The sequence below is a fragment of the Mucilaginibacter pallidiroseus genome (assembly GCF_007846085.1).
GTDB lineage: Bacteria > Bacteroidota > Bacteroidia > Sphingobacteriales > Sphingobacteriaceae > Mucilaginibacter > Mucilaginibacter pallidiroseus.
Genome location: NZ_VOEJ01000002.1, coordinates 507,403 through 532,036, shown reverse-complemented (window position 1 = coordinate 532,036; position 24,634 = coordinate 507,403). Strand labels below are relative to the sequence as shown.

Genomic DNA, 24,634 nt, shown 5'->3' with positions numbered 1-24,634 from the left:
AAAATGGCGGGCTATATAAATTACACCGCCGTTTTAATTTCCCGTTCTACCTGCTCAATCACGGCTGATAGTTCATCGGCCCGTTTTTCCCAGGTGTTTCCTTGCGCAAGTTGAAGGCGGGCGTGGCGTTTGGAGGAAGTATCGGTATCAATTTCTGCTATTAAATGAGCAAGGAATTGTGTATTGCTTGAGGCCACTTGTATGTTGCCTTCAAAATCGGTAAGGTCGCTAAAGTCGGTGCTCACTACAGGCAAGCCGGCAGCTAAATACTCATTTATTTTCATGGGGTAAATGCCACGGGTAAAATCATCCGTAATAAACGGAATAATCCCTGCCGAAAAACGCTTTAGATACGCCGGCAACTCCTCGGGCTGTTTGGCGCCTTCTAACTTTACATTAGGGTAGGGCTTTAGTCGTTCACCATATTCGGGCTCAATTATGCGTCCTACAAATATAAATTCGGTGTCGGGCATGCTCGTAAATAAATGGTGCAGCAGGTCGTAATCCAAACGGTTATCTACGCTGCCAACATAGCCCACAACCTTCTTGCCTTTATTTATATTATCACTAAATCCCTGTATAAAGAGGTCTGCTTTTACGGCATTTTTAACAATGTAGCAGCGTTTGCACTCATTCTTTTTACTTTCATACAAACCGTTGGATGTTACTATAACCGCATCAACCATATGCATCAAAGTTTTTTCGAGACCGATGCCATGCTTACTTAACCAGGGGTGTGCGCCTTTAATTTCATCGTAGCAGTGGTATATCAAGGTTTGCTCGTTAAACCGGTGCGCCGTTTGTACGCCCATGCTTGGGTTAAACGATACAAAATTGATCAGCTCTTTATCCATGCCGAGCTTAATCAAAGCTTTGCGTATGCTGCGCCTAACAAGCCAGCCATTGTAGTTTAACAATGCATTAAACAAGCCGCCCGTTGGCAAAAAGCTGACCGGGAAGGTAAGCGGCGGCGTGAGTATGTTAACCGTGCCACCATTACCGGCATCAAAAGTGGTTATCCGCGGCTTAAAGCCCAATACCTGCTTAAAATCTAACTTGTTTTTACCATCTACTCCGGCAATGGCATCCTTATAGGTGTAAGGATTTTCAACAAACAGTATTTTGTTGTTTATTGATAACACCTTCATCAGCTCTACCACCGCTTTTATGTAATTGCCGTGCCACTCGGTCCCGCTGATGCATAAAATATTGCGATGGTTGAGCATTGTGATGTTTTTGATTGCTAAACTAACAATTTAAAAGGTACAAACAGGTCCTAAAACCACCCAGAATAATGTTTTTTAAACAAAAGCCGGTATTGTTAACATGAAACGGTTATCTTTAAAACGTTAAGCCACAAATGCTTTAACTATTGATTAACAGCCTCTAAAACCATGTCTGAAAATAAACTGTACGTGCACTACGGCTGCGGCCAAACCGCACCTGCCGAGTGGGCAAACTTTGATGTATCGCCTACACTGGTTATACAAAAAACTCCAATTTTAGGAACTATACTTAAGAAAAGCCTCGGCCAGGTGTTTGACAAAAACGTGCGCTACGGCGATATAACCAAAGGTTTGCCGGGTATAAAAGATAATAGTGCCGATGGCGCTTATTGCTCGCACGTACTGGAGCATATGTCATTAACAGATTTTAGGATAGCCCTGCGCAACACGTACAAAATGTTAAAACCGGGCGGTGTATTCAGGATCATTATGCCCGACCTGGAAACGCTTGTGCGCGATTACATTAGTGATAAGGACGAAAAGCACGACCCGGATGCGTCCATACGTTTAATTAAACGCATGATGATGGGTGTAGAAGTACGTCCTCGTAATTTTATGGCCGTTACCAAACACCTTTTTGGCTACCTGGAGCACCTTTGGCTGTGGGATTGGGAATCGACAGAGAAAGAACTGCGCGAAGCTGGTTTTACCAATATTCGCCGCTGCGAGTTTAATGACTCGCCCGACCCAATGTTTAAATTGGTTGAAAACCCAAAACGCTGGCAGCTGGTGGTAAAGTTTGAGTGCATTAAATAATTAATTAGTATCGATATCAAATGACTGCCCCTGGCGGTCATTTTTTGTTTAGCGTAATTCATAAGAAAACTTTGCACGGTGTAAATAAATTATAAATCGTGCTGCTTTGTTGGTAATATTACCGCTGCATTAAAACTGTTTTTAATTTGCTGCTGTAGTACTATTATATCTGATATAGGCATGAAAAATTACGGGTTAATCGGCTATCCGCTGGGCCATTCCTTCTCCAAAAAGTACTTTACCGAAAAGTTTGCAAAGCAGCGTATTACAGATGCTGTTTACGAGCTTTACCCAATAGAAAGCCTTGACGAACTGCGCCCGTTGCTGCATAAAGTTGGCGGCCTCTGCGGGCTCAATGTTACCATCCCTTATAAAGAACAGGTGATGAAACATCTCGACTGGATAGAACATGATGCCAAAACAGCCGGGGCGGTAAATTGTATAAAGGTATACAGCGAAAGCCCGGTATCGGCTGCCTTTTCAGGAGAGGTGGGTATAAATGGGCATGATTTCAGGCTGGAAGGGTACAATACCGATATTCATGGTTTTAACGGATCATTAACGCCTTTACTCACGAGCGCGCATGAGAAGGCCTTGATTCTTGGTGACGGGGGCGCAGCCAAAGCGGTTAAATGCGTGCTCGATAACAAAAGCATCAGCTACAAAACGGTAACACGTAAACCGGTTGAAGGAAACATTTTATTTAGTGACGTTACCGACGATATGGTAGCCGAGTATAAGCTAATCATCAACACCACGCCTATAGGCACCTATCCAAATGTTGATGAGGCCCCGCCTATTCCGTACGATGCTGTAGGAAGTAAACACCTGCTTTTCGACCTGGTGTATAACCCGCCGGTTACAAAATTCCTGCAAAACGGAATGGATCGTAATGCTGCTACAAAAAACGGATATGAAATGTTAGTATTGCAGGCAGAAAAAGCCTGGGAGATATGGACAAACGAAGATTAACACCTGCAAGCATTTTTGTTGCAATGGTGGCGGCTGTATTAATGCTGAGCGCCTGTGGCGGCAGTGCAGATTATGCACCCAAGCCGCGTGGCTTTTTTCGTATAAATTTTCCGGATAAAGCATATCAAACATACAATAGCACGGGCTGCCCCTTCACGTTTGATTATCCTAAATATGCAGCCATTGAGCCCGACCGCAACCCTAAGGCTAAACCATGCTGGTTAAATATGCAATACAAGCAATTTAACGCTACCCTACACCTAAGCTATCAGCCGGTTACCTCAAAAAAGGAATTTAACCAATTGGTTGAGGACGCTCATAAACTCAGCTTTAAGCACACCGTAAAAGCTAACTGGATAGACCAGGGCATCATCCGCTATCCGGAGCGTAATATTTACGGTATTTATTATACTATTGATGGCAACGCAGCATCATCGGCACAATTCTTCCTTACCGACAGCACCAAACACTACCTGCGCGGCGCGTTGTATTTTAATTCCGAGCCCAGGCTGGATTCGATACAACCGGTGCTTACCTTCATCAAAAAAGATGTGGATGTGATGATCAAAAGCTTTAAGTGGAAGTAGGGTTTTAAAGCTCTACTCAAGTTAATTACACCGCAAGCAAACACGCCGCTTGCATTTACCATTTCAAAAACTATCTTTGCCGTATAATTCTCAAGGGGTGCCTTGCTTTGGTGTAATCAAATAATCTGCAGGTTATTTTACCAAACTGAAAGACAGGCTGAGATCAAACCCATTGTTTTGTAAAGTCAAAAGTTAAAAGTGAAAAGTCAAAAGTCCGTCGGGGCTTTGGCTTTAAGCTTTAAGCTCTCAACTCCAAAAAACATGCACCTGATCCGGGTAATGCCGGCGTAGGGAGAGGTAACAAGTTAAGTGTACTGCCGTTTTATCCCGGCGAGCAGATGGTTTAACTCATTTTTGTTCAACAAATTTTGAAAAATTTATTTGCGGCGCTCTTCGCCCTGCTGCTGCCTGTTTTGGCATCGGCCCAATTCACTATCTCAGGAAAAATCACTAATCCGGAAGGCGAGGCTTTGCCCGGTGCAACCATCAGCCTTAGTAACCCTGCCTTAAACACACAAACAAACGGCGGCGGTAACTATCAATTCAATAATCTTAAAGCTGGTGCTTACACATTAACAGCCAGTTTTGTAGGCTACCAAACCACCACAAAAACAATCAGGCTTAATGGTAGCCAAACGGTAAACTTCAGCTTAGGCAGCGCTACCTTTAGCGCCGAGCAGGTTACCGTTACGGCTACACGTGCGGGCAAAAACTCGCCTACGGCATTTACCAACATCAGCAAAAAAGACCTGGAGAAAACCAATTTTGGCCAGGATTTACCTTACATGCTTAACCAAACGCCGTCGGTTGTAGTGAGCTCTGATGCTGGTACGGGCATAGGCTACACTGGTATCCGTATCCGCGGCAGCGATGGCACACGCGTAAACGTTACCGTGAATGGCATCCCGCTTAATGATGCCGAAAGCCAGGGCTCTTTCTTTGTAAACCTGCCCGATTTTACATCTTCAGTAAACAATATCCAGGTGCAACGCGGTGTAGGTACATCAACCAACGGAGCAGGTGCATTTGGCGGTAGCATCAATGTGCAAACAGCTACCCGCCGCGATACCGGCTATGCTGATATCAACAATACCTTTGGCTCTTACGGTACTGTAAAGAATACGGTAAGTATTGGCTCGGGCTTATTAGGCGGCAAGTTTAGCGTAGATGGCAGGCTGTCTCGCATCCGGTCCGACGGTTATATCGATCGTGCATCATCAAACTTGCAGTCGTTTTTTGTAAGTGCCGCCTACTACGGTAAAAGCAGCACTTTGCGGGCAAATGTCTTTGCCGGTAAAGAGCGCACCTACCAAGCCTGGAACGGTATACCTGATTACATTATCAGCGACAACAGCATACCTAACCGACGTACCTATAACGAACTTGGCTTAATGGCCGATGGTACATACTATAAAGATCAGGTTGATAACTATCAGCAAAACCACTACCAGTTACTGTACGATCAAAAGCTGTCGGACAAGCTAACTTTTAGCGGAGCATTGCATTATACCAAGGGTAAAGGCTATTATGAAGAGTTCAGGATTGCCGACTCCCTAAACAGGTATGGCATTACACCGGTTACATATAATGGCGAAACCATTTTGGCTACAGATTTGGCTCGCCGGCGTTGGTTGGATAATGATTTTTACGGTGTTACATACGCTTTAAAATACCTGCCAACAAGCAACCTTAATTTAACCCTGGGTGGTGCGTATAACAGATATAGTGGTGCACACTTTGGCAATGTTATTTACACCAGGGAAAGTGCGGGCATTGGCCCCAATTATGAATACTACCGTGATGATGCCAACAAAAACGACTTCAATATTTTTACGCGCGGCGAATTAAAAGTTGGTAACGCTACCCTGTTTGCAGATATGCAGTACCGCCGCATTTATTATTCGTTCCTTGGTTTTGACCGGAACCTGAATAATGTGCAGCAAAATGCCACGCTAAACTTTTTCAACCCAAAGGCAGGTATAACGTATGAGTTCGATGCGCATAACAACGTTTATGCATCTTTTGCCGTGGGCAATCACGAACCTAACCGCGACGACTACACCAACTCGACACCGCAAAGCAGGCCAAAGCCTGAGAATTTGAAAGATTTTGAATTAGGCTACCGTACCAGCAGCGATGTGTTTAAAGGAGGCATCAACCTGTTTTACATGTTGTATAAAAACCAGCTGATACTTACAGGTGCATTAAATGATGTTGGTTCGGCAACCCGCCGTAACGTAGATAAAAGTTACCGTGCAGGTATCGAGTTAGACGGCCGTGTAAAACTTGCAAGGCAATTAAGCTGGGGTGCAACAGCCACCATCAGCACCAATAAAATCAAAAATTACAGCCAGTTTTTTACCAATTATGATGATAACTCGCAGGTGTTATTGTTTTTGCCTAAAACAGATATCGCTTATTCGCCATCTTTCATCGGCTCGAGCGAGATCAGCTACAGCCCGGTTAAAGGCGGAGAAATTGCTTTTATCAGCAAATACATTAGCAGCCAGTATCTTGATAACACATCAAACACCAACCCCGAGGGTTTCCCGGTGGCTGCAAGCAATAAGTATATTATGAACAGGCAGCTTAGCGGTTATTTTGTGAGCGATGTAAGGCTGCGTTATAACTTCAGCACCAGGGCGGTTAAAAACATTGGTATTGGTTTACTGGTCAATAACATTTTCAGTAAGGAGTATGAGGCAAATGGTGCAACCTACCCCGGCATAAGCGGCGGCATGGTTTCCAATTACAACTACTTTTTCCCGCAGGCAACGCGCAATTTCCTGGCATCTGTTAACCTTAGCTTTTAAAAGCTAATGCAGCACTGGACAGAACTTTTTTTACAGCAGGTGCGCAACGTTTCGTTGCTGGAGTGGCTGTCGGTAATACTTGGTGTTGCCGAGGTGCTGCTTGCACGTGCTAATAAGGTGTGGCTATACCCAAGCGGTATAGCCGCTACTGCCATATCCATTTACCTGTTTTGGGTGAGTGGCCTGTTTGCTGAGTGTTTGCTAAGTGGATATTACATTGTAATGAGTATTTACGGCTGGTATTATTGGGTGCAAAAGCGCAACGAGCCGCCTGTACAGGTGTCATACGCTAACCGACGCGAGTGGGTAATCACCTTACTCATCGTGTTTTTGGGTTGGGGCATACTTTACCTGTTACTAATTAATTACACTACCTCTACCGTGCCAGTGTGGGATGCATGGGTATCATCAACCGCGTGGGCGGGTATGTGGCTGCTGGCAAGGCGAAAGATCGAGAACTGGATATTGCTGAACGTAAGCAACCTGTTTGCGGTTCCGTTACTTTACCATAAACACCTTGTACTGTTTATGCTGCTTACCGTGTTCCTGTTTATAGTTGCCATTTTTGGCTATTTCGATTGGCGCAAGATCATTAAAAAGCAAAGCACACAACTCCCAGCCTAATGAACGAAATACAGCATCCATCAACTTTACTACAGCCACGTTGGGTTGACATTATAAGGGAGCACGCCCCGCAGGCCGAGCAGTTGGGTAAGTTGAGCCCTGAGCAATTGGAACTGGTTTATGAGCAGCAGTGGTTTAACCTGCTTGCACCCGCTGCTTACGATGGTTTGCAAATGCCTTTACCTCAATTGGTACAAACCGAGGAAGCATTGGCATGGGCCGATGGCAGCTTGGGGTGGGTGGTAACCCTATGCTGCGGTGCAGGGTGGTTTGGCGGCTTTTTTGATCCGGAAATTGCCAAACTTATTTATGCAGATAAACAGGCTTGCATAGCCGGCAGCGGCGCACCAACGGGTACCGCTACAATAGAGGGCGAAAATTACATAATTAACGGAAGTTGGAAGTATGCCAGCGGCGTGCATCACGCCACTTACATAACCGTAAGTTGCCACATTATTGATGACGATAAGCCTATATTGAATGACGACGGCACCCCGCTGATTAGGCCTTTCGTACTTGATGCCGAAGATGTGGAGTTGCTTGCGGGTTGGAAATATATAGGCATGATAGCCACGGGGAGTGATGCTTACAAGGTTGACAATTTGCGCGTTAATAAAAACCGCTGTTTTAATATTGATGCAAGCGCCGCTGTAATAAACGAGCAACTTTACACCTACCCCTTTTTACAACTGGCCGAAGCTACTTTAGCCGCCAACATTGCCGGTATGGCAATGCACTTTATTGACCTGTGCGGCCCCGCATTTAAATATAAAGCCACCAACCTGAGGCGTGTAAACGAAGCAAACGTAGCTGTTATGGATGAAGCTTTAGCATCGGCATCAGCATTATTAAATCAAAGCCGTATTGCTTTTTTTGATGCTGTGGAGGCGTCGTGGAACCAGCCGGGTAACGAAGTGTATTTAAAAGCCGTAAGCAGTACAAGCCGCGTACTTGCAAAAATAGCCCGCGAATGTGTAGATGAACTTTATCCGTATTGCGGCTTGTTGGCAGCATCGCCGGACACAGAGATTAACAGGGTTTGGCGGGATTTGCATACCGCCAGTCAGCATGCTTTGCTTACGTTTTTACTGTGATTATGGGCACCTTGTCTTAACCCGGCATCTGCATAAATAGCTGTAAGCTAATCCTTAAAGCTTTGATTGTAACAATTTTGTGGCAGGATGCGTTTTTTGTATCGCAGTTAATCTTTAGTAAATGTGGTAGGCCTATCTTCAAGGTATGAATATTAACCTAACCCACAATTTTGTGAAACGCCTTACCCAACATGGCGGAAGACTTTTTTTGCTCGCGGTATCTTTGGTAGCGTTGAGCTGCTCAAAAAACGCCCCGGTAACACCAGAAACTCCGGTAATGCCGCCCGTTGTTACACCTGAAACCCCGGCAGATATCCCAGCAACTTATGGTGCCGGAAATCTGAAGCGCTGGACCACCTGGAAAACCGCAACCGATTCGCGGTTTGACTTTTTAATGTTAGGCGACTCCTATACCCAGGGTAACTATTATACATGGCGACTACGTGTTAAGCTACTTACTGCCGGCTTTGCCGATGGCGGCCCTGGCTATTGCAGCTTTGGCCGATATGACCCTACGGGTTTGTACTCTATAGACGGATCAATGGACGAGGACGAACTTTCGTTCACTTACGATCCTTTGAAATGGGCAGCACAAAGAGAAAACACTTATGGCCCTTGCGGCTATGTAAAAAACACGGCTGCCAACGCCACTATAAATGTCCAGGGTAAAGTAAACTTGAATACGTTAACTATTATTTTCGAAAAGCATGCCAATGCAGGAAACTTCCGCTATCGTTTAAATGGCGGTGCCTGGACAACCGTGAGCATGACAAGCCCAACGCAGGAGATAGGATCGGTTGACGTGGATGTGACCGGCCTGGCTATGTCAAGCCTTGACATTGAACCGCTTGCTGCCGGCGAAATATTTTGTGGGGTGCATTCAAAAAGGTCTGTTAATGCACTGGCAATGGACAAGGTAGGCGCAGCGGGCGCCACAGCTCATGATTTTGCTCAGAACGATTTGTGGAAAACGTCTACCCAAATAATTAACCCCGAACTGGCAACGATTATGTTTGGCACCAATGAGATTATGCAGAACGTAAGCCCTGCTGATATGAAAGTGGATGTGCAGAATATCATTAACAAGTTGCGCGAGATAACGCCAAACTGTGATATCTTAATAATGGCTCCGCCAGAAACGATGTATGAAAAGGAGCATCCCCAGAAATACAAAACGGCAGATTATGGCAACGCACTTTATCAGGTTGCAGTAGCTAACAATACAGCTTTTATAAACTATGCGAAGGTATTTGGCCCCTTTAGCCAGGCACAGGTTACTGGTGGAATAATAGATACAGACAGGACACACCCTGGGCAGGTTGGCTCACAAATGATATCCGATGCCATGTATAATATGCTTACAAAGTAGGTGGGCACAGGGGTTATCCAGCTTTCAGTTAGCCTTACGTGAAAGATAACATAACAGAAATATCACATTGCATTTTAAATGCATTTGTGATATTTGCCGTTATTATTGTTCCCCCTGTACAAATAAAATGAAGAACAGATTACTACTCGCTTTAGCCTTTGCCGGCGCTGCATTAAGTTCATCCGCCCAAATAAAGAAAACAACTGCAACCCCATCTGCAGCACTTCCAAGGCCAAAACTGGTTGTTGGCTTAGTGGTTGACCAAATGCGCTGGGATTATCTTTACCGCTATTATGACCGTTACCAGGCCGGTGGTTTTAAGCGTATGCTTAACGAGGGTTTTACCTGCGAGAACACGTTGATACCATACATACCAACTGTAACAGCAATTGGCCACTCAAGTATTTATACAGGTTCGGTGCCGGCCATACATGGTATTGCGGGTAATGATTTCATAGTACAGGCTACAGGTAAATCAATGTATTGTACTGATGATAGCACCGTAGTTGCAGTAGGCAGTACATCAAGGGCGGGCAAAATGTCGCCGCGTAATTTGCAGGCAAGCACTGTTACCGATGAGTTGAAACTTGCTACTAACTTCCGCTCGAAAGTTATTGGTATAGCATTGAAAGACAGGGGCGGTATTCTGCCTGCCGGCCACGTTGCCGATGCAGCTTATTGGTTTGATGATGCAAACGGCGCCTGGATAAGCAGTACATATTATATGAAACAACTGCCGGCCTGGGTGCAAAACTTTAACGCTCAAAAGCCAGCCGAAAAATATTTAAAGCTTGATTGGAACACACTATATCCAATAAATACCTATGTGCAAAGCGCACCCGATAACAGCCCCAACTTTGAAGGCAAGTTTGCAGGTACCGATGCGCCTACTTTTCCCATTAAGACATCTGAGCTTTATAAAGGCCGCGCGGGTATGATCCGCTCTACCCCTTACGGTAATTCTATGACGCTCGATTTGGCAAAAGCAGCTATTGAAGGCGAAAACCTAGGTAAAAACGTAGTTACCGACTTTTTGGCTGTAAGCCTTTCCTCTACAGATTATGTGGGTCACCAGTTTGGTCCTAATTCGGTTGAGTCCGAAGATACTTACCTGCGTTTGGATAAGGACCTGGCCGCTTTCTTCACTTACCTTGATGGGAAATTAGGCAAAGGCAACTACACCGTGTTTTTAAGTGCAGATCATGGTGCGGCGCACAATGCCACCTTCATGACCGAGCATAACCTGCCTGGCGGTTTATGGGACGGCGGTGCAGCGCAAAGCAAGTTGAACACCATGCTGGCCGACAAGTATAAAGTTAAAAACCTTGTGCTGAGCCTCGACAACTACCAGGTAAACTTCAACAATGCTGCTATTGTAAATAACAAGATCAGCGAGGATGCCCTTAAGTATGATTGTATCGAATATTTAAAGTCGCTGCCCGAAATTGCTTATGCAGTGGATATGCAGCGTACCGAGGTATCAACCCTGCCCGAAGCTTTACGCGTGCGGATCCAAAACGGTTATAACCCACAGCGCAGCGGTACCGTGCAAATCATTTTAAAGCCGGGCTACTATGGCGGACACGGTAAAACGGGTACTACCCATGGCACCTGGAACCCGTATGATGCACACATTCCATTGGTATTTATGGGCTGGGGTATTAAACATGGCGCACTGGCACGCGAAACGTACATGACGGATATTGCACCAACTATATCTGCTCTGTTGCATATACAGGCACCAAGCGGCAACATCGGCACCGCAATAAGCGAAGTGATAAAATAATAAGCCCACAGCAAATGATAATTAAAGCCCTTTCTGCACTTTTGCAGAGAGGGCTTTTTATTAAGCACCATTTATCTGTCGTCAAATGAAAAAGTACATCTCAAAATTTCACTACCTCACGCAAGATTTACCTTACCGCAGCCATATTGAGCAGGGCCGCATTGCTTGCGAAGCCGGAGCAAATTGGATACAATACCGCTGTATGACCAAAAGCGATGAGGCGCTTTTAGCCGAAATAAACGAGATAGCTGCCATTTGCGACGATTGGGGCGCAACACTGATATTGGCAAACCATTATCATTTATTGGGTGATGTCGACGCACAAGGAGTGCATATCGAGGACCTTGATGCTGATTTCGCCGCCATCCGTGAAGCGATAGGCGACGATAAAACGCTGGGGGCTTCAGCCTATAACTTAGATACACTGCAACGCCTGCAAGATGCCGGCATAGTGGATTACGTAGGTTATGGCCCGTTTGCCCATACGGACACGCGGCCGAACAATAAACCGTTGCTTGGTTACAATGGCTACTGGGAACTGGAACGCTTGCCGATTAATATCCCGGTTATCGCCGTAGGTGGCATACAATTAGCCGATGTGGAGCCGCTACTCAAAACAGGTGTGTATGGCATTGCGGTGTCAGGTACAGTAAATCTGTCGCAAGATCCCGGCGGGATGATCAAAGAAATTTACAGGAAAATTTATTGATTGATTAATGCCCAAGTTGGCTTGTCCATCACGTATAAGTGCTCGTCTATTACTTGTCCTTTTTTAAAAACAACTCCTTTTAGTACTCCTTGCTTAGCGTAGCCCGCTTTTTCCAAAACACGCATTGAGGCCGGGTTACTGCTAAATACACCTGCCTGCAGGGCAATTATATCAAACCTATTAAAAGTATAAGCAGTAAATAATTGCAAAGCTTTTGGCATAATACCCTTGCCCCAAAACGTTTCGCCTAACCAATAGCCAACCAGTGGGGTATGGGTAAAAACATCATCCCTCAACTCCAGTCCTATTGTACCTGCAAACTGCCCGTTAACATCGATCACGAAAGAGGTTACAGGTTCATCGTTAATTTTTAGGTTGATGAAAAATTCGGCGTCTGCCAGCGTATATGGGGATGGAAACCGGTCATACAGGTTAGCCGCTATCTTGGGGTTGTCAGCTTCTTTTTGTAATGCTGCAGCATCATCATTTCGCCATTTGCGCAGTGTGAACCCATCGCCTTTTATTTCCATTTGTAACAATCCAAATGTTAAAAATAGTAATATTATTTAAACTGCTAAATTGCAGGCATTAAGCCTCTGATTGATTTATATGAAGAAATTGTTTACCCCACTTTTACTATTGATAGCTGCCGGTGCATCGGCGCAGCAACTGGGCACTTTAACCGTCGAAAAAATAATGCGCGACCCGAAGTGGATGGGCGTATCGCCATCAAACATTCATTGGAGCGACGATAGCAAAAAGATATATTTTGACTGGAACCCCGACAAGGCCGAGCGCGACGAAGAATTTTTTATCACCACCGCTAACTTAAAGCCTCAAAAGCTAACAGCCGCAGCGCGTAAAACGACAGTTCCGGAAAACGGCAAGTGGAACAAAAAACGCACGTTAAAGGTGTATGAAAATAATGGCGACATATTTTTGACCGATATAACGGGCAACAAACAGGTGCAGTTAACCAATACCACTGCCCGCGAAAGCAGCCCAACCTTTACCGGCGATGAAAGCAGCGTTGTTTACACGCTCGATAATAACCTTTACATCATAAACTTAGCCAAGGGCCAAGTTACCCAGTTAACAAACTTTGTAAAAACGGCAAGTAGCAAGCGCAGCGGCAACAATGGCGGTAATGAGCAGGAACGCTGGTTGAGAAGGCAACAACTGGAACTGTTCGATATTATTAAAGTAAGGCAAAAGAACAGCAGGCTCGATTCGATTGAACGAGCCGAAACGCAGCCACCAAAATTAAAGGAGATTGCTTATGGCGATAAGCGTTTAAACCTTGTTCAGTTAAGCCCCGATGGCCGTTACATTACTTACCGTTTAACACAGCCGGCCGATGGTGCAAAAAATGGCATCGTGCCAAACTATGTTACAGCTACGGGGTTCACCGAGGATATCCAAAATCGCACAAAGGTTGGCGCGCCGCAAACCACATCGGTAAGTTATATTTTCGATCAGCAGCGCGATACCGTTTACGCCATCAGTACAAAGGAAATTCCGGGTATAAAAGACTTGCCCGACTATGTAAAGGATTACCCTAAGCAGGAAGCTGCTCTTAAAAAAGCCAACGCCGATCGCCCTGTGGATATAAGCGCTACATTTTGGAACGAAGACGGCAGCCAGGCCGTGGTAATAGCCGAATCGCAGGACAACAAGGATAGGTGGATCATGAAACTTAACCCTGTAACCGGTAAACTGTCATTGCTTGACCGTCAGCGCGACGAGGCTTGGATTGGCGGCCCTGGCACAAGCTCATTTTCTGCAGGTAGCCTGGGTTGGACAGATAAAACACACTTTTATTTCCAGAGCGAGGCCAGCGGCTATTCGCACCTGTATCTGGTTGATGTAACCAACGGCAATAAAAAACAGCTAACGTCTGGCAAATGGGAAGTGCAGACTTTGCGTTTGTCTAATGATAAAAGGTCTTTTTACTTTACCGCCAATATGGAGCACCCGGGCATTACCCACTTTTACCGTATCCCGGCAAGCGGTGGTGCGCCCGTAAAGCTTACCTCGATGAAAGGCGGCAACGAGATAGATCTGTCGCCCGACGAGAAATGGCTGGCTATACGCTATTCGTATTCCAATAAGCCATGGGAACTTTATTTGCAGACCAATACGCCAGGAGCTAAGGCAACTAAGGTTACTACATCGACCACTGCCGAGTTTAACTCATACGCATGGCGCGAACCGGAGGTGATCAGCTTTAAAAACCGAAGCGGCAAGGATATTTATGCCCGCGTTTACCAGCCAAAAAATCCCGATCCAGCGAAGCCTGCTGTAATATTTGTACATGGTGCAGGTTACCTGCAAAATGTGCACTACTGGTGGAGCAGTTATTTCCGCGAGTATATGTTCAACAATATGCTGGTTGATAATGGCTACACCGTAATGGATATCGATTATACTGCCAGCTCGGGCTATGGCCGCGATATCCGTACCGGTATCTATCGCCACATGGGTCGTGCCGACCTTAACGACCAGGTTGACGGTGCAAAACTGTTGGTTGACAAATATGGTGTTAACCCAAAGCACATAGGGATGTATGGCGGCTCGTATGGTGGTTTCATGACCCTTATGGCGCTGTTTACCCAGCCGGATGTTTTTGCATCGGGTGCGGCACTGCGTTCAGTTACCGATTGGGCACACTATAACCACGGGTATACATCAAACATACTTAACGAGCCTTACACCGATGAAAAGGCGTATCGCCAAAGCTCGCCGATTTACTTTGCCCAAGGGTTAAAGGGCCGCCTGCTGATGCTGCATGGCATGGTAGACGAGAATGTAAACTATCAGGATATTGTACGCTTAAGTCAAAAACTTATCGAGCTGCATAAGGAGAACTGGGAACTTGCATCATACCCGGTAGAGGATCATGGCTTTGTGCAGCCAAGCAGCTGGACAGATGAGTACAAACGCATATTTAAGCTGTTTGAAGAAACGCTCAAAACCAAATAACAAAAAAAGGCTGCAACATCAATTGCAGCCTTTTTAGTTTATAAGTACTGGATTAAGCTTCGGCGGTAACTTTTTTAAACGAAAGGATAAACACCGTGGCAATGATGAGCAAAGCGCCCAGCCAATCCATCAGTTGAAATGAAATTCCAAGTAAAACAACTGATACAAAGGTTGCCGAAAGCGGCTCGGCCGATGTCAATAGACTGGCCTTTTGCCCGCCAATAAGATGTACAGCTTTCAGATACAAATAAAAAGGGATGAGGGTGCCAAATATCACCACAAAGGCCACGCAGCCATAGGTGTAGTTATCGCAAATGCCATCAATATGCCAGGGTGCCCTTACAAGTGATATGGCCAAACCGCCAATAAACAATCCCCAGCCTATAACGCTCATGGCACTGTATTTTTTAAGCAAAGTAACCGGTAAAAGCGTATAAATAGCCAGGCTAATTGCTGATGCCATACCAAAAAAAAATGCAAGCGGCGAAAGGTTAAGCGAATGCAGGTTGCCATGCGTAACCAATAGCAAGGTGCCCAGTACCGCCAGCGATATGGCCAGGTATTCCTGAAGCACCAGGCGCTGCTTATGCCTTAAGGCAAGATAAACAGCAATAATAACCGGAGCCGAAAACTGCAGGATGGTTGCAGTAGCCGCATTAGAATATTTTATGGCAGCAAAATAGGTGTATTGTACCGTAAGCATCCCCAATATGCCAAAGCCAAGTAGTTTATTGCGGTATTGTCTTTCGGTCCATACGTTTAATACGTCCTTATCACGCTTTATAATAGCCGCAATAAGCAAAATGCCGCCAGCGCCAAGCATCCGTACCGACATAAGCCACTCCACACTTATGTTACGTTGTTGAAATAAAAATTGCCCGCATGTGCCCGATACGCCCCATAACGTAGCCGCTATAAGCGCCATTGTTATACCTCTTGTATTGATCTTTGTTGCCATGGCGCAAAAATAAATTGCTTACTGTGCATTTATTGCTCGTTTTAGACCCAATTGCGCAAGTTTATTGCGTACATTGGGCTTGATGGAAGCCTTTGATACGTTAGATTACCGCATTTTAGAAGTATTACAGAAAAATAACCTCACCTCGCAGCGCGATATAGGTAACGCTATTGGCCTATCGGCACCGGCTGTGCAGCGCCGCATAGTGCGTATGCGCGAGCTTGGCATGATCAGCGCCGATATGGCCTTGTTAAATCCCGAGCTTTTAGGACCCCTGATAACAATAATTGTGCAGGTGGAAATGGAAACCGATAAAGTGGAACTGGTTAATAAAACCAAGCTTAAGTTTAGGCAAACACCGCAGGTTCAGCAATGCTATTATGTTACGGGCGAGGCCGACTTTATGCTGGTTGTTGTTGTACATACCATGAAAGAGTACGAAACGCTTACTCACCAGTTGTTCTTTAATAATCCGGGTATACAAAGGTTCAAATCATCCATCTGTATGGATATCGTTAAAAGCGGGCTTACTTTGCCTATGCCGGATGCCGTGGTAAAAGCCGTCAATAATAAATGAAGAAATATATAGTGCTTATATTATTTGCGTTTGCCGGTTGCACAACCAGTGTAAACCAGCCTGCTATCACAATAAGTCTCGTAAATCAGAAACAGCATTTGCAGATCAGCGGTATCGATAATGAGATACTTGCAGATATGGCCCGCGATTCATCGCAAGCGGTTTGGCAAAGCCTTGTGCCTGTTTACAAAATGCCTCCCGACACCACGCTTAAAAGCCTGCAGCCTGTGCAGCCGGGCCGGTACACTGTAAAAAACAATGTGCTTATATTTAAGCCTGATACACCTTTTGTAATAGGCACTGTTTATTTTGTACGAGCATACCGGTATAACCAGGATAGCCGCCTTGCCGATTTGGTAACCGGGCGGTTAAAGGCAGGGCAAATACCATTTACCGATTTGATTTTTAAGCAATAAGCATTTGAAAAATTAATTTATTTAACTATATTTGCATCATAATCGAGAAAAAGAGGGGGCAATTGCCCCCTCTTTTATTTTATCAATCAAATTATCGCAACGGTAATGAATATTGAAAAGAGAGTTACAGAACTGGTAAACGAGAAGATTGCAGATATGCCTAACCTGTTTTTGGTAAGCGCAACTATGCATAGCAACGGCAAGCTGATAGTGCTTGTTGACGGAGATAACGGGATAGGTATTGCAGATTGTGTAGCCGTAAGCCGCCATGTGGGTTTCCATCTGGAAGAAGAAAACTTGATTGATACGCCTTATAATTTAGAGGTGTCATCACCGGGCATTGATACGCCGCTTACTTTACCAAGGCAGTACACCAAAAACATTGGCCGTACTTTATCTATTAAGATGGACGACGGAACAAAGCGCGAAGGCAAACTGTTACTAGCCGGCGACGACTCCATCACCATTGAAGAAACTATAAAACAAAAAGGTAAAAAGGCCGAAATTGCTGAAGCCGTTATACCTACAGATAAAATAGCAGAAACAAAAGTTTTAATATCATTCAAGTAAAGAAATGAGCAATATTAATTTAATTGATTCTTTTCAGGAGTTTAAGGACTTTAAGAACATTGACCGCCCAACCATGATGAGCGTTCTGGAAGATGTTTTCAGAAGCATGATCAGGAAGAAATACGGTACTGATGAGAATTGCGACGTTATTGTGAACACCGATAACGGGGATTTGGAGATTTGGCGCACACGTACCGTTATGGAAGACGGTTTCTCTGAAGACGATGACCTGGAAATTGAACTTGCCGAGGCCCACATAGTTGACCCGGATTTAGAAGTTGGTGACGACTTTATCGAGCAGATCACTCTAGAGAGCTTTGGCCGCCGTGCTATACTGGCTGCACGCCAAACACTAGTATCAAAAATCCTTGAACTGGAAAAAGACGAGATCTTTAAAAAATACAAAGACCGCGTTGGCGAGATTGTTACCGGCGAGGTTTACCAGGTTTGGAAAAAAGAAACTTTGGTGCTTGATGATGAAGGCAATGAGCTTTTGTTACCTAAAACCGAGCAAATACCTGCCGACTACTTTAAAAAAGGCGACAGCGTAAGGGCGGTGGTTAGCAAGGTTGATATGATGAACAGCAACCCTAAGATCATCATCTCGCGTACTGCTCCTGAGTTTTTACAGCGTTTGTTCGAGCTTGAGGTTCCGGAGATTTTTGACGGTTTAATAACCATCAAAAAAATTGTTCGTGAACCGGGCGAGCGTGCAAAAGTTGCAGTAGAATCTTATGATGACCGTATCGATCCGGTTGGTGCCTGCGTAGGTATGAAAGGATCACGTATTCATGGTATTGTGCGTGAGTTGAAAAACGAGAATATCGACGTTATTAACTACACAAACAACATTCAGCTATACATTCAGCGTGCATTATCGCCTGCTAAAATCACATCTATTAAATTAGATGACGAGAAAAAAACGGCAGCGGTATATTTAAAGCCCGATCAGGTATCATTAGCTATCGGTCGTGGTGGTCACAACATTAAACTGGCAGGTAAATTGACAGGTTATGAAATTGATGTTTACCGTGAAGCAGATGAGCATGATGAGGATGTGGACATCGAAGAATTCTCTGATGAGATTGACGGCTGGATAATTGACGAATTCAAACGCGTTGGTTTAGATACTGCGAAGTCGGTATTGGCACTAAGCGTTGGTGAATTGGTTAAGCGTACCGACCTTGAAGAAGAAACAGTGAAAGAAGTGCTGTCAATTCTGCAAGCAGAGTTTGAATAAACAACACAACACAAATAAAAAATCGTATTTTTGCGATAATTAGCGGAGAAAACTTATTAAATGTCAGAAGACAAATCCATAAAATTAATTAAAGCGGTAAAAGAATTGAACATTGGTATGGGTACCATTGTCGATTTCCTCGCGTCTAAAGGTTACAAAGTTGAAAAGCAACCAATGGCGAAGCTGGATAATGACATGTACACAGCCTTGTTAAAGGAATTTGCTGTCGACAAGATTATTAAGGAGGAAGCCAAGCAGATCAGTATCGGAAAGATCAGAAAAGACGAAGCGGGCCAAACTCCTGAAAAACCTGTAGAGAACAGGCGTTCAAAGGACTTTGAGAACGAAGAGATCCTGATCAAGAACACCGGATACAGCAACCCGGCACCTAAACCTGCCGAGCCTGCACAGCCAAAAACTGACGACCGCAGTGATGCGCTACCTGGTGTAAAAGTGGTAGGAAAGATTGACCTTAACAACCTGGGCAAAAACCCGGCAGCCGAAAAGCCTGCCGAGCCGGCAAAACCGGCTGCTGCGCCAGCTCCCGTTGAGGCACCAAAGCCCGAGCCTGTTGCCGAGGCACCTAAAGCACCGGAGCCAGCTCCTGCTGCACCGGTTGCCGAAACACCAAAGCCCGTTGCCGAGCCTGCAAAACCGGTTGAAGCACCTAAAGCGGAGCCAGTAGCTTCAACGCCTGCCCCGGCAGAGCCTGTTGCTGCAACATCAACGCCTGCGGCTACACCAGCAGCGCCAGAGAATACCCCGGCTGCTGATGATGAGGTTATACGTGCAAATGCCGAGCGTTTATCCGGCCCTAAAATTATTGGTAAGATACAACTGCCTGTTGATCCGCAAAAACGTGGTCCGGTGGCGTCTTCATCAAATAATGCCGGTAACAATGCCGACCATAAGCGTAAACGCAAGCGCAAGGAAGGTGGTAGCCCACAACAGCAACCGCCAAGCGGCACCATCAATCCAAACCGTCCGGATTTCAGGAACCGTCCGCCTGCACCGCAGGGTGGTGGTGGCCGTCCGGATTTCAGGAACAACCGCAACGCACCGCCAAGCACAGGCCCTAAAGAAGAGCCTTCAGAAAAAGATATACAAGACCAGATAAAGGCTACACTTGCACGCTTAAGCGGTGCAGGTAAGTCTGGCAAATTTGCGCAACGTGCAAAATTCCGTCGTCAAAAACGTGATGACGTTGCAGCAAGTGCCGAAGAATTGGCAATGGAGCAGGATGCACAATCAAGGGTACTTAAGGTAACCGAGTTTGTGACCGCGAATGAACTTGCGCTCATGATGGATGTATCTGTTACGCAGATTATCTCTACATGTATGAGCCTGGGCATGTTCGTATCCATCAACCAGCGGTTGGATGCCGAAACTTTAAGCATTGTTGCTGATGAGTTTGGTTTCCAGGTAGAGTTTGTTAAGCCACAGGATGAAGAGGCCAACCTTGATCAGCCTGATGATCCTGCAGACCTGATACCACGTGCACCTATCGTGACCATTATGGGCCACGTTGACCACGGTAAAACATCATTGCTGGATTTTATACGCAAAACAAATGTAATAGGCGGCGAAGCTGGTGGTATAACCCAGCACATCGGTGCTTATGAAGTAACATTGCCAGAGAACAAGGGTAAAATTACCTTCCTGGATACACCGGGTCACGAAGCGTTTACTGCTATGCGTGCAAGGGGTGCACAGGTAACAGATATTGTTATCATTGTTATTGCTGCAGACGATAGCGTGATGCCGCAAACTCGCGAGGCCATAAACCACGCGCAGGCTGCAGGTGCCCCAATCATATTTGCATTCAATAAAATGGACAAACCGGGCGCCAATGCCGATAAGGTGCGTGAGCAGTTGTCTGCCATGAACATATTGGTTGAGGAATGGGGCGGTAAATATCAAACACAGGAAATATCAGCCAAAAGCGGCCTGAATGTTGACCTGTTGTTAGAGAAAGTATTGCTTGAGGCCGAGTTGCTCGAACTTAAAGCTAATCCTAACAAACGTGCTGTAGGTACCGTTATTGAGGCTGCTTTAGATAAGGGCCGTGGTATTGTTACTACCATATTGGTACAGGCAGGCCGCCTTAAAGTGGGTGATGCGATATTAGCAGGTTGCTATAGCGGCCGTGTTAAAGCATTAACAAACGAACGCGGACAAAGAGTTGAATCGGCAGGCCCGTCAACACCGGTACAGGTGTTGGGTATGCAGGGTGCACCAACCGCGGGCGATAAGTTTAACGCGCTTGATACCGAACCGGAAGCACGCGAAATTGCAAACAAACGTTTACAGTTACAGCGCGAGCAAGGCTTACGTACCCAGAAACACATCACACTTGATGAAATTGGCCGCCGTTTGGCAGTTGGTAACTTTAAGGAGCTTAACATTATTGTTAAAGGTGACGTGGATGGTTCAATCGAGGCATTGTCCGATTCATTACTTAAACTTTCAACCGAGCAGATACAGGTTAATATCATATCAAAAGCTGTTGGTCAGATCTCCGAGTCGGACGTATTGCTGGCTTCTGCATCTGATGCGATCATCATCGGTTTCCAGGTACGCCCTTCAGGTGGTGCCCGTAAACTGGCCGAAGCAGAGCAGATTGATATCAGGCTTTACTCGATCATTTACGATGCGATCAACGAGATAAAAGCGGCGATGGAAGGTATGCTTGCACCAACCTTTGAAGAGAAGATTGTTGCCAACGTGGAGATACGTGAAACATTCAAGATTAGCAAGGTGGGTACTATTGCTGGCTGTATGGTACTTGATGGTAAAATTAACCGCAACAGCAAGATCCGCATCATCCGTGATGGTGTTGTGATTCATACCGGCGAACTTGCTTCACTGAAACGCTTTAAAGATGACGTGAAAGAGGTTAACCAGGGTTACGAGTGTGGGTTGAATATAGCCAACTACAACAACATCGAAGTAGGTGACATTGTTGAAGCTTACGAAAACGTTGAAGTTAAACGTAAGTTAGCTTAATACTTACTTATGCTATAATATTAAAGGACGGCTAATTAGCCGTCCTTTTTGTTTGTGGAGACTTTAATACTATCACATGTATTCAGGCTTTCATGGTCATGTTGGATTTATATCAGCATCTCATTAGCAAGATAGAGAGCAACATAAGTCAAACGCAGCCGAACACATAATTTGTGAGTTTCGTAAAGTGACTTCCTGTAATATCGTTACCTATCTGTGAGATGCCGAAATACTTCGGCATGACCGTTTCCAATTGAGCGCTTTAGATAGGTTTTATCGATTTACTTCATGTACTATAAGGATTAACTTTGCCAATTTTAAATAAAAAACCCCGGCCAATTAGGCCAGGGTTTTCATCAATCATTTGTATTCGGTTATTGTAACTGAAACACGTTGTTAAAGCTGCCACCATCCGGATAGTTACCGCTTATTACCAAACGGCCGTTACGCATGCTGGTGATTACTTTATCCATATCGCTAATGCTGTTAACTGGTTGCCTGTTTATCGATGTGATAACAGATCCTACAGGTATTTCAGTATCGGCAAATATGCCGCCCGGGCGAACTTGGGTAACCAATACACCAGAGTTTACACGGAACTTGCTTTTTTGTGCAGCAGTCAAAGGCTGGAAGCTTGCGCCCAATTTGTTGAACAACTCTGTTGCTGATTTTGATACAGCAGCAGTACGTTCTACCGGGGCATCAGCTTTTAACGTTACGTCAAAAGATTTTTCGCTGCCGTTTCGTAAAACTGTCAGGTTGATTTTATCGCCTGGCTGTAAACGTGCAACACGTTCCTGCAAGTCAGATGATTCGTAAACAGGGTTACCTTCAACTTTAACGATGATATCGCCTGGCAATATACCTGCTTGCTTAGCACCACCACCGTCAACAAGGCTGTTTACGTATAAACCGTTGGTTTTATCGCTGCCAACAGATTTTGCTGCTTCCGGCTCGCTAAGGTCGGCAAAGTTTATACCCACATAACCACGTTTAACGGCGCCATATTTTTTGATATCATTCAATACCTTTTTGGCAAGGTTGATAGGAATAGCAAAGCCATAACCTTCGTATGAACCTGTGTGCGATGCAATAGCTGCGTTGATACCGATCAATTCGCCTGCAGTATTTACTAATGCACCACCGCTGTTACCAGGGTTAATGGCCGCATCAGTCTGGATAAATGATTCAATACCTTTTTTCAGAGATGGCTCACGCTGGCTTACCGGGAAAGGATTGTCCTCGTCTTCGTTACGGCCAATAATACCAAGGTTACGACCTTTTGCACTTACAATGCCCGCTGTAACGGTTGAGTTGAGTTTAAAAGGATTGCCCACTGCCAATACCCACTCGCCAACACGTACCGCATCGGAGTTACCTAATTTTACAATAGGCATGTTAGTAGCATTGATCTTGATCAGGGCAAGGTCGGTGTTAGGGTCGGTACCAATTACTTTAGCTTCAAAGCTTCGGTGATCATTAGTTGTGATCTGGATCTTTTCGGCTTTAGCTACAACGTGGTTATTGGTAACAATGTAGCCATCCGGCGAGATGATAACACCCGAGCCTGATGCCATTTGCGGGCCTCTTGGCTGCATGCGCTGGCCAAACATCTGGCCGAACATCTGCTCAAACTGGTCCTGGTTGTCGTTAGATTTCGACGAGTAAGTAGTACGGATGTAAACCACAGCAGGTGTTACATCAGCAGCTGCCTGCGTAAAATCTACCGAGCCGGCCGATGAAACCATGTTTGATGCCGCAGCCGACTTGTTACTTGCAAAATATACTTTTTGTTTATCTTCAATACTAAGGCTGTCGTCGTACTTGTTTTCCATCACTTTGTACACGCCTAACGCCATAGCCCCGCCCACAAAGGCAGTCAATAATGTTAAACCTACTTTTTTCATATTTTCTCTCAATCTTCTTTTCTGTTATACTGTATGCACTTCAAATTTAATACCATATAGACGATATTATCAACAATAAGTTATATGATGTTTTGTTAAAATTTGTTAAATTAAAATGAACTTCGGCATATAAATGTTACGGCAGCTTATCTATATCTTTGTGTAAAATACTCATTATAACACGTGCAGATAACATTCTACAAATACCAAGGCGCAGGCAACGATTTTGTTTTAATCGACAACCGTAATAACGAATTAAAATCGCTTGATAAACAAACGGTTGCAACACTTTGCGATAGGCGCTTTGGTATAGGCGGCGACGGCCTTATGCTGCTTGAAAATGAGGCCGGGTACGATTTTAAGATGGTGTATTACAATGCCGATGGAAACGAAGGCAGCATGTGTGGCAATGGTGGCCGTTGCATTGTCGCCTTTGCGAAGCATTTAGGTGTTATTACGGATACGACAAAATTTCTGGCTACAGACGGTACCCATCATGCCAAAATTTCAGCAGAGGGCAATTGGGTAAGCCTGCAAATGATTGATGTAGATACGATTAATCGCGATGGTGAAGCATATGTGCTTAATACTGGCTCTCCGCATTATGTGAAATTAACCTCTGATCTGGACGTTAAAGATGTTTATAACGATGGTTACGCCATACGTAACAACGCAACTTACAAAGCCAATGGCATCAACGTTAACTTTGTTGAACCTGTTCGTGATGAAGAGGGCTTTTTCGTGCGCACGTTTGAGCGCGGTGTAGAAAACGAGACTTATGCCTGCGGTACAGGAGTTACTGCGGTTGCATTGGCCATGGCAAAGCACAACGAGCAATTTGGAAGCATAAGCACACCTATAAAAGTGCTTGGCGGAAACTTAAACATCCGCTTTAATTATGATGGCGAAAAGTTTAACAACATATTTTTAGAGGGCCCCGCCGAGTTGGTTTTTCAGGGAGATATAAGCGTTGATGTTTAAT

Annotated in this window: 20 protein-coding genes; 16 read left to right on the top strand and 4 right to left on the bottom strand. The window is 45.1% G+C overall.

What is annotated here, in order from left to right:
- Positions 1-20 precede the first annotated feature (20 nt).
- Entirely contained in the window at positions 21-1,226 is a 1,206-nt protein-coding gene (locus tag FPZ43_RS06805) for a glycosyltransferase (protein WP_146381095.1), read from the bottom strand.
- Between the two features lie 168 nt (positions 1,227-1,394).
- On the opposite strand from FPZ43_RS06805, the gene FPZ43_RS06800 reads away from it, so the two are divergent.
- The 9 genes from FPZ43_RS06800 (at position 1,395) to FPZ43_RS06760 (ending at position 11,996) form a co-directional block, all read left to right on the top strand.
- Positions 1,395-2,042, top strand: coding sequence for a class I SAM-dependent methyltransferase (locus FPZ43_RS06800; protein WP_222430943.1), 648 nt, complete (start codon positions 1,395-1,397; stop codon positions 2,040-2,042).
- 180 nt (positions 2,043-2,222) lie between these two features.
- Positions 2,223-3,014, top strand: a complete 792-nt coding sequence (locus FPZ43_RS06795) for a shikimate dehydrogenase family protein (protein ID WP_146381094.1) — start codon at positions 2,223-2,225, stop codon at positions 3,012-3,014.
- Positions 2,996-3,601 (top strand): gliding motility lipoprotein GldD, encoded by a 606-nt coding sequence (gldD, locus tag FPZ43_RS06790; RefSeq protein ID WP_261381004.1) that lies wholly within the window; start codon positions 2,996-2,998, stop codon positions 3,599-3,601. Before FPZ43_RS06795 ends, gldD begins: the two co-directional genes overlap by 19 nt.
- 368 nt (positions 3,602-3,969) lie before the next feature.
- A complete protein-coding gene (locus FPZ43_RS06785; RefSeq protein ID WP_261381003.1) occupies positions 3,970-6,414 on the top strand; it encodes a TonB-dependent receptor in 2,445 nt (814 codons plus the stop codon).
- A 6-nt stretch (positions 6,415-6,420) separates the two neighbouring features.
- Positions 6,421-7,038, top strand: a complete 618-nt coding sequence (pnuC, locus tag FPZ43_RS06780; protein ID WP_146381093.1) for a nicotinamide riboside transporter PnuC — start codon at positions 6,421-6,423, stop codon at positions 7,036-7,038.
- Entirely contained in the window at positions 7,038-8,132 is a 1,095-nt protein-coding gene (locus FPZ43_RS06775; protein WP_146381092.1) for an acyl-CoA dehydrogenase family protein, read from the top strand. Before pnuC ends, FPZ43_RS06775 begins: the two co-directional genes overlap by 1 nt.
- Before the next feature lie 145 nt (positions 8,133-8,277).
- Positions 8,278-9,501: an SGNH/GDSL hydrolase family protein gene (locus FPZ43_RS06770; protein WP_146381091.1), complete on the top strand. Its 1,224-nt coding sequence runs from the start codon at positions 8,278-8,280 to the stop codon at positions 9,499-9,501.
- Between the two features lie 127 nt (positions 9,502-9,628).
- Positions 9,629-11,287 (top strand): alkaline phosphatase PafA, encoded by a 1,659-nt coding sequence (pafA, locus tag FPZ43_RS06765; protein WP_146381090.1) that lies wholly within the window; start codon positions 9,629-9,631, stop codon positions 11,285-11,287.
- An 85-nt stretch (positions 11,288-11,372) separates the two neighbouring features.
- Positions 11,373-11,996 (top strand): thiamine phosphate synthase, encoded by a 624-nt coding sequence (locus FPZ43_RS06760; RefSeq protein WP_146381089.1) that lies wholly within the window; start codon positions 11,373-11,375, stop codon positions 11,994-11,996.
- Here the strand turns inward: FPZ43_RS06760 and FPZ43_RS06755 are convergent.
- The gene (locus FPZ43_RS06755; RefSeq protein WP_146381088.1) at positions 11,990-12,526 is read right to left on the bottom strand and encodes a GNAT family N-acetyltransferase; all 537 of its coding nucleotides are present in this window, start codon (positions 12,524-12,526) and stop codon (positions 11,990-11,992) included. The genes FPZ43_RS06760 and FPZ43_RS06755 overlap by 7 nt on opposite strands.
- A 79-nt stretch (positions 12,527-12,605) precedes the next feature.
- On the opposite strand from FPZ43_RS06755, the gene FPZ43_RS06750 reads away from it, so the two are divergent.
- The gene (locus FPZ43_RS06750; RefSeq protein WP_146381087.1) at positions 12,606-14,978 is read left to right on the top strand and encodes a S9 family peptidase; all 2,373 of its coding nucleotides are present in this window, start codon (positions 12,606-12,608) and stop codon (positions 14,976-14,978) included.
- 52 nt (positions 14,979-15,030) lie between these two features.
- Here the strand turns inward: FPZ43_RS06750 and FPZ43_RS06745 are convergent, their stop codons facing one another.
- A complete protein-coding gene (locus FPZ43_RS06745; RefSeq protein ID WP_146381086.1) occupies positions 15,031-15,936 on the bottom strand; it encodes a DMT family transporter in 906 nt (301 codons plus the stop codon).
- An 82-nt stretch (positions 15,937-16,018) separates the two neighbouring features.
- On the opposite strand from FPZ43_RS06745, the gene FPZ43_RS06740 reads away from it, so the two are divergent.
- The 5 genes from FPZ43_RS06740 (at position 16,019) to infB (ending at position 21,745) form a co-directional block, all read left to right on the top strand.
- Positions 16,019-16,513 (top strand): Lrp/AsnC family transcriptional regulator, encoded by a 495-nt coding sequence (locus tag FPZ43_RS06740; protein ID WP_146381085.1) that lies wholly within the window; start codon positions 16,019-16,021, stop codon positions 16,511-16,513.
- Positions 16,510-16,929 carry a hypothetical protein gene (locus FPZ43_RS06735; protein WP_146381084.1) on the top strand — a complete coding sequence of 140 codons (420 nt, stop codon included), beginning with the start codon at positions 16,510-16,512 and terminating at the stop codon, positions 16,927-16,929. The genes FPZ43_RS06740 and FPZ43_RS06735 overlap by 4 nt, the downstream gene beginning before the upstream one ends.
- 105 nt (positions 16,930-17,034) lie before the next feature.
- Positions 17,035-17,499 (top strand): ribosome assembly cofactor RimP, encoded by a 465-nt coding sequence (gene rimP, locus FPZ43_RS06730; protein ID WP_146381083.1) that lies wholly within the window; start codon positions 17,035-17,037, stop codon positions 17,497-17,499.
- 4 nt (positions 17,500-17,503) lie between these two features.
- Complete coding sequence (gene nusA / locus FPZ43_RS06725; protein ID WP_146381082.1) at positions 17,504-18,739, top strand: transcription termination factor NusA; 1,236 nt, start codon at positions 17,504-17,506, stop codon at positions 18,737-18,739.
- Positions 18,740-18,799: 60 nt separating this feature from the next.
- The gene (infB, locus tag FPZ43_RS06720) at positions 18,800-21,745 is read left to right on the top strand and encodes a translation initiation factor IF-2 (protein WP_146381081.1); all 2,946 of its coding nucleotides are present in this window, start codon (positions 18,800-18,802) and stop codon (positions 21,743-21,745) included.
- 374 nt (positions 21,746-22,119) lie between these two features.
- Here infB and FPZ43_RS06715 read toward each other — a convergent pair whose 3' ends face one another.
- A complete protein-coding gene (locus FPZ43_RS06715; protein ID WP_146381080.1) occupies positions 22,120-23,652 on the bottom strand; it encodes a Do family serine endopeptidase in 1,533 nt (510 codons plus the stop codon).
- 183 nt (positions 23,653-23,835) lie between these two features.
- On the opposite strand from FPZ43_RS06715, the gene dapF reads away from it, so the two are divergent.
- The gene (dapF, locus tag FPZ43_RS06710; protein ID WP_146381079.1) at positions 23,836-24,633 is read left to right on the top strand and encodes a diaminopimelate epimerase; all 798 of its coding nucleotides are present in this window, start codon (positions 23,836-23,838) and stop codon (positions 24,631-24,633) included.
- The last annotated feature ends 1 nt before the right edge of the window (position 24,634 follow it).